Origin of the sequence: Galactobacter sp., from assembly GCF_022712295.1 — a bacterium.
In the GTDB taxonomy this organism is placed as follows: domain Bacteria; phylum Actinomycetota; class Actinomycetes; order Actinomycetales; family Micrococcaceae; genus Galactobacter.
In genome coordinates, this window is record NZ_JALAGT010000036.1 from 17,559 (window position 1) to 31,388 (window position 13,830).

Sequence of the window (13,830 nt, forward strand, 5' to 3'; positions counted from 1 at the left end):
TCACGGAATCGTCGCCACGTCGCGACCGCCGTACGGGAGCTGCTGCAGCAGGCGGCCATGCTCGTCGACGAGCGCCGTTGGCCCGTCCGTCGAGGACAGGGCGAAAGCCGAGCGTGTCCGGACCGCTCGGAACGTTGCATCCGCGAGATGGAAAGTCTTCTCCGTGCTCGCGAAATCCTGGTCGTTGACCGGGACCAGGGTCAGTTCGGCATCACCGATGCGGCCCAAGATGTCCGGGTAGTGGATGTCGTAGCAAACATACGTCGTTGTCGTGCCATGGATGGCGTCGGACCTGCCGGCCACGTGGCTCTCGCCAGGGGGGCGATGTGGGACTTGAAGTTCTCCACGACCACGGTCCCGTCGGTGTCGATCAGCCGGACCACATTTCTGTTCTCAGGGTCGGTGGTGTTCACGACCAGGTCGACTCCCTGCGCGCCGGCGAATTCCTGGGCGGCCGCCACGTCGGTAGCTGTCAGGTGGTTTTCTGGCCACACCACCGTGGTGACGTCAGGGTGCGATTCCAGGGCCTTCGCCGTGCGGTCCCGGAGCTCGGCGAGGTTCTCGTCGGACTGAAGCACCATCACCTGGGCTAGCCGCCCCGATTGCGGGAGGTTGTTCACCAAGGCCGCACTCCCCAGAATCGCTGCGATCACGGCAGTAGCCGTCGCGTACGTCGCGAGGTACGTCCGTAGGAGTGGGGGACGCGCGCCAGTGGATGTGGCGACGGACGTCGCCACGCGTCGTCGGGCATTGGACCAAAGGAACGCAGGCGCCGCGGCGAGGAGCAGGACCACGAGTTCCACCGAGGCCTCGCCCGCCACGGCCGCAGCCTGGATCAGGCCGGTCTGGGTCCACACGGCGTACCCCAGATGCGGGAGCCACCAATCCTCCACCACCGGGATACGAATGCGAACCCATGTCCATCCAGCCCATACCAGGGTGAAGGCGAGCAGCCGCTCCCAGGCCGGTAGTCGCCTCAAACCCAGCAGTCGGAACAGATTCCCCATCAACAGCACCCAGCCCACTGAAGCGGCGACGGCCACCGGCGGGTTCATGAACGCGTAGAACCAGAGCGTGGTCGGCAGGATCCATCCGGCGAAGAAGGCGGTGCCGAGGAGGGAATGCCCTTTTTCGGCCTGGAGGCCGATGACCATGGCTACCGCCATGGCTGCGGGAGTGAGGAGCGCGAGCCATTCGTTGGGTAGCAGTGTCGGAAGTGCCACCAGGAGGCCACAGGCCAGCGCGATTGCGTAGGGCGCTAGCGCTCGGATGGAGAAGCGCATGTGGCGGGCTGCAGATGCCATGATCCCGATCTTGCACGTACGGAAGCATATTTCTGAGGCGGGCCACGTGTTGCGGGGATACGCGAAAGGCCCGGAATCACGGGGATTCCGGGCCGATCGATGAAGCGGAGACGGGGGGATTTGAACCCCCGGTCCCCTTTAACAGGGACCCTTCATTAGCAGTGAAGTCCATTCGGCCGCTCTGGCACGTCTCCACGCTGCATGGGAAGCAGCAGGATCCAGCTTAGCGGAGAGTTGGCCCGAGCCTCAAACCGGAGGCGGTGCGAGGCTCGGCTCAGAAGGGGAATTCGGTGGCGTCGACCGGAAGCACCAGGACACCGCCGACTCGGCCCTGCGAGTCCACTGCGACGCGGCCCATCAATTCGCCGGCTTCCTGGCGCAGAGTGGTGACGCCTACGGATAAGCCGAGCATGACCACATCCTGCCTCCAGGCTTCGGAGGCCTCGCTCGGGGTGCCCTCGCCGGGTGCCACGACACGGGTTTCGCCGAAGCCTTCGAGTTCCCCCTGTTCTGCGACGCAGTGTCTCCAGACGGCGATGATGTCGTCCCAGCTCAGGTCTGCATCGGGGTGCAGGGCTGCCATGGTTGCGGCCTCGTCACCTGCGGCGATGTCGCGGAAGAGGGTCTCGGTGATCGTCTTGACGGTGGAGGTGGGCTGCGGCTGCATGGTTGCTCCTGTGGTGGGGTCCTTGGGCTTGCCGAATCTCTTGAACGCGGCCTGCCGGGTCATGTTCAGGGTGGTGCCGATCTGGGCCCAGGTGAGGCCTGCGTCCCGTGCGGCGTCCACGGTGCGGTGTAGTTGCGCTTGTGAATGCTCGACGGCGCGTTGCGCATTGGCGACGTCGGCGAGTGGATCGCTCATGGGAGATAGTCAACCTGTGGTTGACGTCAATGTCAACCGTAGGTTGACGTCGGAGCGGTGAAAGGTGCCATGAATGTGGTCGGGCTGCACGGTGTGCAGCCCGACCATCGTTCAACCAAGCTCAGGAGTGGTTGGTCTCAGCTCGCCGAGACGTCCACCAGGATCTTCATGCCGGAACCGGTACGAAGCTGGTGAATTGCGCTCTCCACGTCGTCGAGTCCGATCTTGGAGATCCAGCCGCCCTCGGTGGTGTAGTTGCCTGCTGCCATACCGTCGAGGACATGCTGGAAGTCCTCGGGCGTGTAGGTCATCGAGTTGGAGATCGACTTCGATCCGCCTAGAGTTCCGGGATTGAAGGTCACGGGCTTCGCATACCCGGCGATCACCACCAACCGACCGCCCATCTTCAACGCATCGACGGCTCCCTGGAAAGCAACCGGGGCGCCGGCGCAATCAATCACCACATCGGAGCCGACGCCGCCGTTGATCTCTCGCACTGCCTCCGGGACGCTCTGGGAGACCGGGTCGATCAAGTGCTCCACACCGATCCGGGCGAGAGTCTCACGGCGGTCTGCGCTCGGCTCCGACACGATGATGTGCTCGATGCCGAGCGAACGCAGCGCAAAGAACGCGCCGACGCCGATGGGGCCGCCGCCCAGAACCAGTGCACACTTGGCATCCTGGGGCTTCGACTGCATCACTCCGTGGAACGCCACGGCCATGGGTTCCACCAGCGCGCCGAGCTCCAAGGAGATGCCCTCCGGCAGAACGAAGCACATGTCCTCGTCCACGATCTTGACCTCGGCCATGCCGCCGCTGCGGCCCTGGATCCCCTCGAACGCCATCCGCTCGCAGAGGTTGGGGCGTCCGGAAAGACACGCCTCGCATCGACCGCAGAAGTGGTAGGGGAAGACGGCCACATCGTCCCCGACCTTCACCTTGGACACGCCTTCACCCACGGCGGTGACGGTGCCCGAGAACTCATGACCGAAGATCTGAGGCCATTGCGCACCGGTCAGTTCGGCGGGCTCGTGCAGCTTCCAGCCGGTGGGGGCTGCGGTCTCCTCCGGCTCGTAGTAGAAGTGCAGATCGGAACCGCAGATGCCGTTGAATCCTCCCTCCAAGATGACCTTGCCGGGTTCTGCGGTCGGCGTCGGCACCTCCTCGATGCGTAGGTCTTCCTGGTCGTAGATCACTGCAGCCTTCATGGGCCGAGCCTCCTTGCTCGAGTGGAATACGTGCTCCTTTATCGTCCGACAGCTGTTGCATAGATGTCCAGCTTCGGCAGCCACACGATGGGTGGCAACAGCCGAAGGCGTCGTACTCGGAATCTGTGATGCCGTTGTCCCCACGCCATTGATCTGTCAGGCTGAAAGCGGCCCCGATCAACCGGTGTAGAGAAGGAGATCCGTGATGGGACTCTTCGGGCGCAAGCCCAAGCAAGTTCCCGAACCGAACGCCGAGCGCCAGGTCCGACTCCGACGAGGCGCGGGCGACCTCGAGGTGGCGGGGGAGAAATACCACGAGAAGGCGCTGAAACACGTCTGGAAACTGGCCGAGGACCGTGACCACATCCCGGCTGCTCTGGATCCCGAACCCTCCAATCCCAAGGACCCCAATGCAGTGCGTGTGGATCTTCTGGTTGCCGGCTTGGCTTTCCACGCGGGCTACCTGCCGGCAGGCGACGCGACGCCTTACGCCCACGCCCTGTTGCCCCTGTACGAGCAAGGGTTGGTAGGGGTCGGCGAGGCCAAGCTCTGGAAGGGGAACTCCGGTTTTCAGGTCTACGTCAAGGTCAGCACCGATCCACTGCGGCTGGTCCCACCGGCCATCGAGGACCCTGACGGCGTCTTCGTGGATGGCCTTTTCGACCTCACCGTGGTCGGCGAGGAGAACCATCAGGACTACCTCGCATCCGTGGCCAGGACGACCCGGAAGGACCTGCTGTTCTCCTTCTTCGAGTCCACCGTCCCCGGCGGGAAGGACAAGGGAAAGGCCACCTACGCGGTGACCCTGCACGGCCAGGAGATCGGGCTGCTCACCCGGAGGATGGCGCAGAAGCACCATGACGTGCTCCAACCGCTGCTGGATGCCGGGAAGCGGCCGTACCTCCTGGGCCGGTTGGAGGAAGACCACCGAGGGTGGCAGGCGATTCTGGAGGCGCCGCACTCCTCGACGTCCTGACGCAACCTTGACGCGAAACGCATTCCGTCGGTGGCCCACAATTCGCCGTTCGATCGCAGCGTCTACACGCGTGCAAACGAACGGGTGGGTTGCACGGCCCCGACCTACCGGTGGGAGGACACGGTCGGCCTGTCGCGCCGTTGTCTGCCGGGCTTGCAGAACCACAAGCTCCACACGGTCACCGATGAACTCGGCATCGACTTCTTCAACCACCACGACGCGTTTGCCGATGCAGTGGCCTGCGCCGAGATCGTCCAGGTCCTCTCTCAGCGGGCAGGCCATGCGGGCTTTGACGAGCTCTGGCCTTCACAACCCACCGCTGGAGCTGTGCGGACTGCTCGTAGGACGAACCGAACCCGGCCCCCGAGCGGCTTCGCCGGCCGGTCGCGCGTGTGACGATCGGGACGTCGCTGAGGCGTTCGTTCTGCGCTGGCAGTAGCGGGCTGACAAGATGGGACACATGCATCAGTCGCCGGAGAATTCCCACCCCAAGCCGAGCACCCGGCAGATGGTTCAGGTCGTCATCGGTTGGGTCTTGAGCCTGGTCGGTGGACTGGCCGGACTGATCACCCTCTTCACCTTCCCCTTCGTCGTTTTCGACGAGGGCAGCGGGGCCATCTGGGAGGCAGTCGCGTTCATCGTTCCCGAAGCCATCGTCTTCGGTGTGGGGATCTGGCTCATCCGCCGCTCCAAGAAGCCTGATTCGGGACATCGCCCTACTGCCTGAGCGATTCCGGGCGTCCACTCCTTTCTGCGCGCCCAAACCAATACACCCCGCGGATCTCATGCCCCAGAACGGAACGGAAGCGTAGAACTGCCCCGGCAGCACGCAGACAACCCCTCACTCACCGCGTGTCACCACCGACGGCGAGGTCAGCGCCAACCACAGGAATGTGTAGCTGCGTAGCAGCATCCGCGCCGTGTCCTCGTGGTCCACGCTGCCGGCGTGACCGCCGGTGACGTCCTCGTGGAACCAGACGTCGTCCACACCCAGGTCCACCATGGCGGCTGCCATCATGCGGGCCTGCACGGGACCCACACGGTCGTCGGAGGTGGTGGTCCAGATCAATGTGGGCGGGTAGTCGGCGTGCGGGTGATCCACGAGCCGGTGCAGCGGAGAGATATCCCGCAGGAACCCTGCGTCTGATGGATCATCGGGGTCCCCGTATTCCGCGATCCAGGAGTGTCCGGCGGAGAGCTGCGTGTAGTGCAGCATGTCCAGCAGGGGCACGCCGCAGCTGATCCCGCCGAAGAGTTCAGGGTACCGGGTGAGCGCATTGCCGGTGAGCAGCCCGCCGTTGGACCGTCCCATCACGCCGGTCAAGGCGGGTGTGGTCAGCCCGGTCGAGGTCAGGTCGCGGGCCACCGCTGCCAGATCCTCGTACACGCGCACCCGGTTCTCCCGCAGCGCGGATGTGTGCCACTGAGGCCCGTACTCGCCACCTCCGCGCAGGTTCGCGACCACGTAGGCCGGCGCACGCCCGCCGGCGGTCCGGCGCCCCAGCCAACCGAGTCCCACGGCTGCCGAGTAGCCGGGCGTCAGTGACGACCGGAAACCGCCGTAGGCGTTGATGATCACCGGTGTCCGTCCGTCGAACGGGTCGCCAACGGGCGCCACCAAGAAGTATGGGACGCGGGTCCCGTCCGCGGACGTCGCGAAGCGCTGGCTGACCGCGTGCGTGCTCGCGTCGAAGCGTGCCGGTGCTGACGCGATCACGGCGGGGGGAACATAGGGCCCGACGGCGGTACCACCGCTCCCAGCGGGAGTCGCCGTCGCGTCGTCGGGCACAGGCACGGCGCCGGAGGCGCCTTCGGAATCCAAGCTGCCCCGATACAGCGTGGCCGGAGTCAGGAAGGAGGACGAGGTCATCCAATAGTCCTCGGCGCAGTCAGGGTCCTCGTCGTCCACGGGCCAGACCGACGCGGAGGACAAGGAGGGCACGGGTAGCTCGGATGCGGCCCAGTCCTGTTCGGGGTCCAACACCACCACGGCGGAGGAGACGTCGCGCAGCACCGAGAGCAGGAAGCGGGAACGGGTGGCGGACATCGAGGTCAGCGATTCCCCGGGGCCGGGCGTCCAGACCCGTTCGATGCTGCGGTCCCCGTCCAGCCACGCGTCCAGGTCGGCGGCGAGCAGGCACCCGGGCTCAAACGTGGAATCGTTCACCGTCCATTCGCTCATGGGCCACACGATCAATCGGCCACGGAAGTATGCAACCCGGGCATCCAAGGGGACGTCCACCTCTTCCCAGCCGTGACCTTGCGTTCCGCCGGACGAGGAACGATCCACGTAGCGGCGGTGCCGGTAGAAGTCGATCAGGTCCTCCGCCACGTCGAGCTCGAATCCCGGCGTCGAGTCGTGCCCGGTCCATGCACTCATGTGTTCACGGTCAACCTCGAAGATCACTGGAGCGTCCTCCAATGCGGCACCTCGGGTCAGGCGACGCACCGTGGACGCATAGGAGGACCGGGTCTCGTCGTCGGCCCCGGTCACGGTTCCGACATAGAGCGTGTCCGCATCCACCCAGTCCACGTTGGTCTTGGCTGTAGGCAGATCGAAGCCACCAGCCACGAACTCGCACGAGGTCACGTCGAACTCGCGGACCCGCACCGCATCGCCCCCGTCGGGGGACAGGCTGACCAGCACCCGAGTGGGCTGCGAGCCGTCCGGCGCCGGGCACCATTGCGAACCGTGCCAGACCCATTCCACGCCCTCGGCGGCCGCCAGGGCGTCCAGGTCGAGCAGGGTCTCCCATTCCGGGGAACCGGAGGCGTAGGACTCCCACGCTGTGTAGCGCCAGATGCCTCGAGGATGCTCGGCGTCCTGCCAGAAATTCGTGTACAGCCGCCCGTGTTTGGTGACCAGGGTCAGCCGATCGGGAGCATCCAGAGCCGAGGTCAGGGAACGGACGAGTCCCTCGTGTTCCGTGGAGTCCAGTACCGCGTCGGTCTCGCGACTGCGCTCGGCCGCCCAGCCGGCGGCGCGCTCGCCGCGGATCTCACCGAGCCAGGGGTGAGCCGCAGCAGGATCGTGCGTGGTGGTGGGGTCGTTGGGGTCCGCAGTGAGGGAGACGCGCATGGACCTCACGCTACCCGGACGGGAATCCGAGGAGCCGAACACGCGGGTGAGATGATGGGGTGCACGAGCGGGAGCGCTGAGCAGCAACGAGGAGCCAAGGGTGGAGCAGGGCGTAGGAACTGAGAACGTCACGACCGTGGTGGTGATCGGTGCGGGACCCCGCGGCACCAGCCTGGTGGAACGCTTGGTGTCCCGCATCGCGGCCACCCAGGAGGCGGGCGAGTCAACGCGTCCCTTGAACGTCATCGTGGTGGATCCGCACCGCCCCGGTTCCGGGCATGTTTGGAGCCGCGATCAGAACCGTGATTTCCTCATGAACACGCCGAGTTTCTACCCCACCGTGGCTCCCGAACGCTCCACGTTGCCGGACCGAGACCGCCCCGAACCGCTGGAGGAGAACACCGGCGCCCCGCCCGAGTTCGTGGTGCCGAGCGAGGCCATCGGACTCACTTTTGAGCAGTTCCGGCTGCTGCACGGGGACGGTGCCGATTTGAGCGGCACCGAGCGCGCCGAACTCACCTCCCTCACCCGCGGCAGCTACCCTCCCCGCGCGCTGTACGGCGCCTACCTGGAGCACGTGTGGGATCGCTGCGTGCAGCGTGCTCGCCGGCTTCCAATGCTCGACGGTCCACACCATGTCCCAGCCACCGCCGTCGCCATCGAGCGCGTCGGCGCGCCCGCCGCACCGGGAGTGCCCGTCGCGCCCGCCCCGCCTGTCGGCGGTGGGCGGGACCACACCGTCGGTCAGTACCGAATCCAACTGGACGACGGCCGCGCCCTGCACGCCGACCACGTGGTCCTGGCCGTGGGACACGTTCCTGCACGACTCACTCCGGAGCAGGAGGCCGTGGGCCGCGCGGTGGTGGAGGCGGGCTGCGGATACGTCCCGCCACATGTTCCTGCCGACCTGGACCACGACCGCTTCCCCGACGGCGAGGAAGTCCTGGTGCGCGGCATGGGGCTGAACTTCTTCGACCTCATGATCGCGCTGACCAAGGGCCGCGGTGGACGCTTCGAGGAAACGGGGACGGGCGCCGGCCGAGCGTTGAATTACGTGGCCTCGGGACGTGAACCCATTCTGGTCGCGGGTTCCAGGCGGGGGACGCCGTACCTGGCCAAGTCCGTGGCCGATGCCTTTGTTCCTCGCGGGGTTCACCTGCGGCACCTGTCCTACGAGCGGGTCACGGGGGCTGCCCGCAAGGGTGCGTCCGGCCGAATTCCGGGCAGCGTGGACTTCGAGCGCCACGTGTGGCCGTTGCTGCAGCGCGACGTCGTGGAACACTACTACCGGACACTGGCGGCGACCTCGCCTGAGTTGTTCCCCTCGGGGGCCGACCGTTTCCTTGATGAACTGGCGCAACTGCTTGAGGAACCCGCCGATATCGGCGATGAGGTGTGGAGCGTGCGTGTCAAGGACCTGCTCAGGCAGGCCGCTCCGGAAGCCGGCTGGTTCGATATCGCGGACTTGGCCAGGCCCTTCCGCCACGTGGGGCACACCTCCGAGGAGGGACACGCCGCTGCGGTCCTGGACTGGTTGGAACGTGATGCCGCTCAGGCCCAGCTGGGGGAGGACTGCCCGGAGCGGCAGGCCATCGGCGCCCTGCACGCCGGGCGTTTACTGACCAAGCGGCTGGTGGCGGAGGGGTACATCGACGAGACGTCCGTGGCCCTGCAGGTGCGTGGACGCTTCGAGCCTCTGGTGGAGGGCCTGGCCTCGGGTGCGCCGGTCCAGCGGACGGAGGAGCTCGCGGCCCTGGTGCGTGCGGGGGTGGTGCGGGTCCTCGGACCGGAACCCACCTATACCTTCGACGACGCTGCCGGACGATTCGTGGGCTCGTCCCCCTGGGTGCAAGGGGTTGAAGAGACCGGACGCTGGATGGTGGAGGCCATGATGCCTGCCAACCGTGTGGCCGTGACCGCGTCGCCGCTGCTGCGCGACGTGCTGGCCTCCGGCCTGGGACGGCCGCACCCGCGCACCACGACCGACGGTGAGATCGTCCCCGGGTCCGGGTTCGACGTGGCGGGGGAGGATCATCGGCTGGTCGGCTCCGATGGTGTGGCCTGCGACGGCGTGCACGTTCTCGGATTGCAGCTGTCCTCCGTGCAATGGGGCACGGCGATCGCGGCGGAGGCCGGCGGTGGACCCGACGACGGAGGCCGCACTCTCGCCGACGCCGATGCCGTGGCCGCCGCGTTGCTGAACCGCTGAACCTCGGTACCCGCATCCGACATGGTGAACCCGGAACGGGATCCCTGCGTCGGATACGGGTGCAACGGAGTCGGTAGCAGTGCCGGCGGGCACACTTCTCGAGACACAACTCATACACTCTGCCGTTGTGAGCCTTGGAACCGCGGGACGCGGCCCCCGATGCGGGGGCCGCTTCTCAGTGACGCACGCGGAAGGTAAGGGATTCGAACCCTTGGTACGGGGTTACCGCACAATGGTTTTCAAGACCATCTCCTTCGGCCGCTCGGACAACCTTCCAACTCGATCCAGTCTAGGGGATTCGCCGACCTCATCAGAACTCTGGGTGCCCCCTCCCGAAATGTTTGGCGGCTGTCGCCACTCGGTGGCACGGTGAACTCATGCGTTTGGTCACCGATACCCTGCCCACCACCATGGCCGCTGCCGAGTTCACTGGGGCGGGTGGACCCGAGGTGATCGAGGTGAAGCGACGGCCCGTCCCGGCGCCGGGTGCCGGGGAGGTGCTCATCAAGGTGGAGGCCGCCGGCCTCAACCGGGCCGACGTGCAGCAACGCAGGGGCCACTACCCGCCGCCTCCTGGAGCCAGCGACATTCCCGGGTTGGAAGTCGCGGGAACCATTGTGTCCGTGGGTAGAGGTGTCCGCGCGGGCCAGTGGGGTCCAGGTCAACGTGTCGCGGCGTTGCTGTCCGGTGGCGGCTACGCGGAGTACGCCGTAGCGCCCGTGACGCAGCTTCTGGCCGTCCCCGAACCGCTGGATCTGGTGGATGCGGCGGGTCTGCCGGAGGTGGCCTGCACCGTTGTCTCCAACTTGCTGCACACGGTGACCGTGCGCCCGGGCGACTGGGTTCTGGTGCACGGCGGCTCCGGTGGCATCGGTTCCTTTGCGCTGCAGATGCTGCGGGAATTCGGGGCCCGGGCCATTGCCACGGGCTCCTCAGAGCAGAAGTTGGAGTGGGCACTTGACCATGGAGCCACTGCGGCCATCGACCATACCAAGGAGGACTTCGTTCAACGGGTCAACGAGATCACCGAGGGGCATGGGGCCGATGTGATCCTGGATGTGGTCGGAGCCAAGTACCTCTCCCGCAACGTTGACGCTCTGAGCGTCGGTGGACGGCTGGTGGTGATCGGACTGGTGGGCGGCTCAACAGCGGAACTGGACCTGGGCAAACTCCTGACCAAGCGGGCGGGAGTGATCGCCACGAGCCTGCGATCACGACCCGAGGAAGAGAAGGCAGCGGTGGTCGCGTCCGTCCAGCAAAGGATTCTTCCGCTGGTGGCGGCCGGGCGGATCAGGATCGATGTGGATCGGGTGTTCCCGCTGGCCCGAGCCGCGGAGGCTCACGAGTACTTCGACTCGGGCGTGCACCGCGGCAAGGTCTTGCTGCGCATGTGACCGGGGCCCACGTGTGTTGGAGGTCATGATGACTCATGACCGGGGTAACGGAATGGCGCTGCACTGGGTTACGGTGGGATGCTACGTGCTGGTAACTACCTGAAACATGTCATTCACATTCGTCATTCCTTAAGGAGGAAGCGTGTCACACGCAACCCAAGAGGAGAGGCCCCCGGCAGCAGTGGAGCCGGAGGTCCTCGAGGCGGAGGCCAAGAAATGGACTCCGACCAAGATCATCGTCTGGGCGCTGATCGCCCTGCTCGGCGGCGTCGCCTGGTGCGTGCTCGCCATCTCCCGCGGCGAGACCATCAACGCCGTCTGGTTCGTCTTCGCCGCGGTCTGCACGTACCTCATCGGGTACCGCTTCTACTCGAAGTACATCGAGCGCTACATCACCAAGCCGAATGATAAGCGGGCCACCCCGGCCGAGGCGCACGACAACGGCCAGGACTACATGCCGACCGACCGCCGCGTGCTCTTCGGTCACCACTTCGCCGCCATCGCAGGCGCCGGGCCCCTGGTGGGTCCCGTCCTCGCGGCGCAGATGGGTTACCTCCCCGGCACCATCTGGATCATCGTCGGTGTGGTTCTGGCCGGTGCCGTCCAGGACTACCTGGTCATGTTCTTCTCCATGCGCCGTGGCGGCCGCTCCCTGGGGCAGATGGCGCGTGACGAATTGGGTGTCATCGGTGGTACGGCAGCGATCATCGCGACGTTGCTGATCATGGTCATCATCACCGCCATCCTGGCGCTGGTGGTGGTGAATTCCCTGGCAGAGTCCGCATGGGGCGTCTACTCCGTGGGCCTCACCATTCCGATCGCCCTGCTCATGGGCATCTACCTGCGCTACATCCGCCCGGGCCGGGTCATGGAGGTCTCCATCATCGGCTTCGTGCTGCTGATGGCTGCCATCATCTCCGGTCGTTGGGTCGCGGAGTCCGCGTGGGGTGCAGAGTTCTTCCACCTGAACAAGACCACCCTTGCCTGGTGCATCATCATCTACGGCTTCATCGCGGCGATCCTGCCGGTGTGGCTGCTGCTGGCCCCGCGTGACTACCTCTCCACGTTCATGAAGATCGGCGTGATCGCGTTGCTGGCCATCGCCATCATCGTGGTTCACCCCGAGCTGTCCGCCCCGAAGCTCGGCGAGTTCGCCCTCCGCAACGACGGACCGGTGGTCTCGGGACACCTGTTCCCATTCCTCTTCGTCACCATCGCGTGTGGTGCGCTCTCCGGCTTCCATGCGCTGATCTCCTCCGGAACCACACCCAAGCTGGTGCAGAAGGAACGTCAGACCCGCTTCCTCGGTTACGGCGGCATGCTCATGGAGTCCTTCGTGGCCATCATGGCCCTCGTCGCGGCACTGTCCATCGACCGTGGCGTGTACTTCGCGATGAACTCCGGCGCGGGTGCCACCGGCGGCACGGTGGAGGGCGCGGTCGAGTTCGTGAACTCCCTCGGCCTGATGGGTGTTCACCTGGACGCAGGCACATTGTCCGAACTGGCCAACAACGTGGGCGAAGAATCCGTGGTCTCCCGCACCGGCGGCGCCCCCACCCTGGCCGTGGGTATCGCGACGATCATGCACCAGTGGTTCGGTGGCGTCGGCATGATGAGCTTCTGGTACCACTTCGCCATCATGTTCGAGGCACTGTTCATCCTGACCGCAGTGGACGCCGGCACCCGTGTGGCCCGTTTCATGCTCCAGGACGCCATCGGCAACTTCGTCCCGAAGTTCAAGGACACCTCGTGGCGAATAGGTTCATGGATCTGTACGGCCATCATGGTCGCGGCCTGGGGCTACATCCTGATCTTGGGTGTGACGGACCCCTTGGGCGGGATCAACACGTTCTTCCCGCTCTTCGGTATCTCCAACCAGCTGCTTGCGGCCATCGCCTTGGCGGTCGTCATGGCGATCGTCTCCAAGCGTGCGCCGAAGCACCTGTGGGTGGTGGTCCTGCCGACCGTCGCGACCGTGATCATCACGTTCGTGGCCTCCTGGCACAAGATCTTCTCCTCCATCCCGACCATCGGCTACTGGGCTCAGCACAAGGCCTACAAGGCAGCGCTGAACGACGGCGAACTGTTGGGCACAGCGAAGAGCGTGACCGAGATGAAGGCCGTGGTCCGCAATACCGCGGTGCAGGGCACGCTCTCCGTCGCCTTCCTGCTGCTGGCCCTGATCGTGGTGGTCGCTGCCACGGTGATCACCATCAAGAACATCCGTACCAAGCGCCCGGACACCACGGAGGATCCCGAGATCCCCTCGAAGATCTTCGCTCCGGCAGGTCTGCTGCCGACGCCGTCGGAGAAGGCCCTGCTCAAGGAGTGGGAGGCCTACGAGCCCGGTTCCACGACTGGTGCCGCTTCCAAGGGACACCACTGACATGTCCAAGACGGTGCAGAGGCTGACCGCGGTCCGGGATTACCTCGAGGGACTCCTGGGCGGCGGACAGTACAAGAATTACCTGGCCTGGCACGCACGCACGCAGCAGGGGGAGACCCCGATGACGGAGCGCGAGTACTGGAAGCACCGTCATGCGCACGAGGACGCGAATCCTGAGGGACGCTGCTGCTGAGCAGCTCCTCGCAAGGTGAGAATGCCCGACGAAGCCGACCCGGCTTCGTCGGGCATTCTCACCATCTCGGATCGGTACCGATCCCTGCGGCTATCGCCGCAGGGTTCGGGGAGTCCACTGGCTGGCAGGGCTCGGCCCGGATAGGTTGGAGGGCGACGCCGTGGTGCCTGCCAGGGCCTGACAGGAAGGACGCGCGTGCACCAGAGACCGGAACTGACG

General features: G+C 65.8%; 12 protein-coding genes and 2 tRNA genes. 7 read left to right on the forward strand and 7 right to left on the reverse strand.

Features of this window, described 5'->3' with window-relative positions; translation table 11 throughout:
* The 5 genes from Q0A15_RS02820 to Q0A15_RS02840 all read right to left on the reverse strand — a co-directional run bounded on the left by Q0A15_RS02820 (position 1) and on the right by Q0A15_RS02840 (position 3,374).
* A complete protein-coding gene (locus Q0A15_RS02820; RefSeq protein ID WP_291278023.1) occupies positions 1–228 on the reverse strand; it encodes a hypothetical protein in 228 nt (75 codons plus the stop codon).
* A complete protein-coding gene (locus Q0A15_RS02825) occupies positions 201–1,304 on the reverse strand; it encodes a hypothetical protein (protein WP_291278024.1) in 1,104 nt (367 codons plus the stop codon). The genes Q0A15_RS02820 and Q0A15_RS02825 overlap by 28 nt, the downstream gene beginning before the upstream one ends.
* 105 nt (positions 1,305–1,409) lie before the next feature.
* A tRNA-Ser gene (locus tag Q0A15_RS02830) sits at positions 1,410–1,498 on the reverse strand.
* Positions 1,499–1,578: 80 nt separating this feature from the next.
* Positions 1,579–2,166 (reverse strand): hypothetical protein, encoded by a 588-nt coding sequence (locus Q0A15_RS02835; RefSeq protein WP_291278025.1) that lies wholly within the window; start codon positions 2,164–2,166, stop codon positions 1,579–1,581.
* Positions 2,167–2,303: 137 nt separating this feature from the next.
* Complete coding sequence (locus Q0A15_RS02840) at positions 2,304–3,374, reverse strand: alcohol dehydrogenase catalytic domain-containing protein (protein ID WP_291278026.1); 1,071 nt, start codon at positions 3,372–3,374, stop codon at positions 2,304–2,306.
* 205 nt (positions 3,375–3,579) lie between these two features.
* Between Q0A15_RS02840 and Q0A15_RS02845 the strand changes: the two genes are divergently transcribed.
* The 3 genes from Q0A15_RS02845 (at position 3,580) to Q0A15_RS02850 (ending at position 5,077) form a co-directional block, all read left to right on the forward strand.
* Positions 3,580–4,350 carry a hypothetical protein gene (locus Q0A15_RS02845; protein ID WP_291278027.1) on the forward strand — a complete coding sequence of 257 codons (771 nt, stop codon included), beginning with the start codon at positions 3,580–3,582 and terminating at the stop codon, positions 4,348–4,350.
* A 30-nt stretch (positions 4,351–4,380) separates the two neighbouring features.
* Complete coding sequence (locus Q0A15_RS15005; protein WP_367273352.1) at positions 4,381–4,746, forward strand: exonuclease domain-containing protein; 366 nt, start codon at positions 4,381–4,383, stop codon at positions 4,744–4,746.
* Positions 4,747–4,810: 64 nt separating this feature from the next.
* Entirely contained in the window at positions 4,811–5,077 is a 267-nt protein-coding gene (locus tag Q0A15_RS02850) for a hypothetical protein (protein ID WP_291278028.1), read from the forward strand.
* Between the two features lie 114 nt (positions 5,078–5,191).
* On the opposite strand, the gene Q0A15_RS02855 is transcribed toward Q0A15_RS02850, so the two are convergent.
* Entirely contained in the window at positions 5,192–7,429 is a 2,238-nt protein-coding gene (locus tag Q0A15_RS02855; protein WP_291278029.1) for a prolyl oligopeptidase family serine peptidase, read from the reverse strand.
* Between the two features lie 100 nt (positions 7,430–7,529).
* Between Q0A15_RS02855 and Q0A15_RS02860 the strand changes: the two genes are divergently transcribed.
* Positions 7,530–9,638 carry an FAD/NAD(P)-binding domain-containing protein gene (locus Q0A15_RS02860; RefSeq protein WP_291278030.1) on the forward strand — a complete coding sequence of 703 codons (2,109 nt, stop codon included), beginning with the start codon at positions 7,530–7,532 and terminating at the stop codon, positions 9,636–9,638.
* Between the two features lie 188 nt (positions 9,639–9,826).
* On the opposite strand, the gene Q0A15_RS02865 is transcribed toward Q0A15_RS02860, so the two are convergent.
* Positions 9,827–9,914 (reverse strand) — tRNA-Ser (locus Q0A15_RS02865).
* Positions 9,915–10,015: 101 nt separating this feature from the next.
* Between Q0A15_RS02865 and Q0A15_RS02870 the strand changes: the two genes are divergently transcribed.
* The 3 genes from Q0A15_RS02870 to Q0A15_RS02880 all read left to right on the forward strand — a co-directional run bounded on the left by Q0A15_RS02870 (position 10,016) and on the right by Q0A15_RS02880 (position 13,611).
* Positions 10,016–11,032 carry an NAD(P)H-quinone oxidoreductase gene (locus tag Q0A15_RS02870; RefSeq protein WP_291278031.1) on the forward strand — a complete coding sequence of 339 codons (1,017 nt, stop codon included), beginning with the start codon at positions 10,016–10,018 and terminating at the stop codon, positions 11,030–11,032.
* Positions 11,033–11,174: 142 nt separating this feature from the next.
* Positions 11,175–13,418: a carbon starvation CstA family protein gene (locus Q0A15_RS02875; RefSeq protein ID WP_291278032.1), complete on the forward strand. Its 2,244-nt coding sequence runs from the start codon at positions 11,175–11,177 to the stop codon at positions 13,416–13,418.
* A gap of 1 nt (position 13,419) precedes the next feature.
* Positions 13,420–13,611, forward strand: a complete 192-nt coding sequence (locus Q0A15_RS02880) for a YbdD/YjiX family protein (protein WP_291278033.1) — start codon at positions 13,420–13,422, stop codon at positions 13,609–13,611.
* The last annotated feature ends 219 nt before the right edge of the window (positions 13,612–13,830 follow it).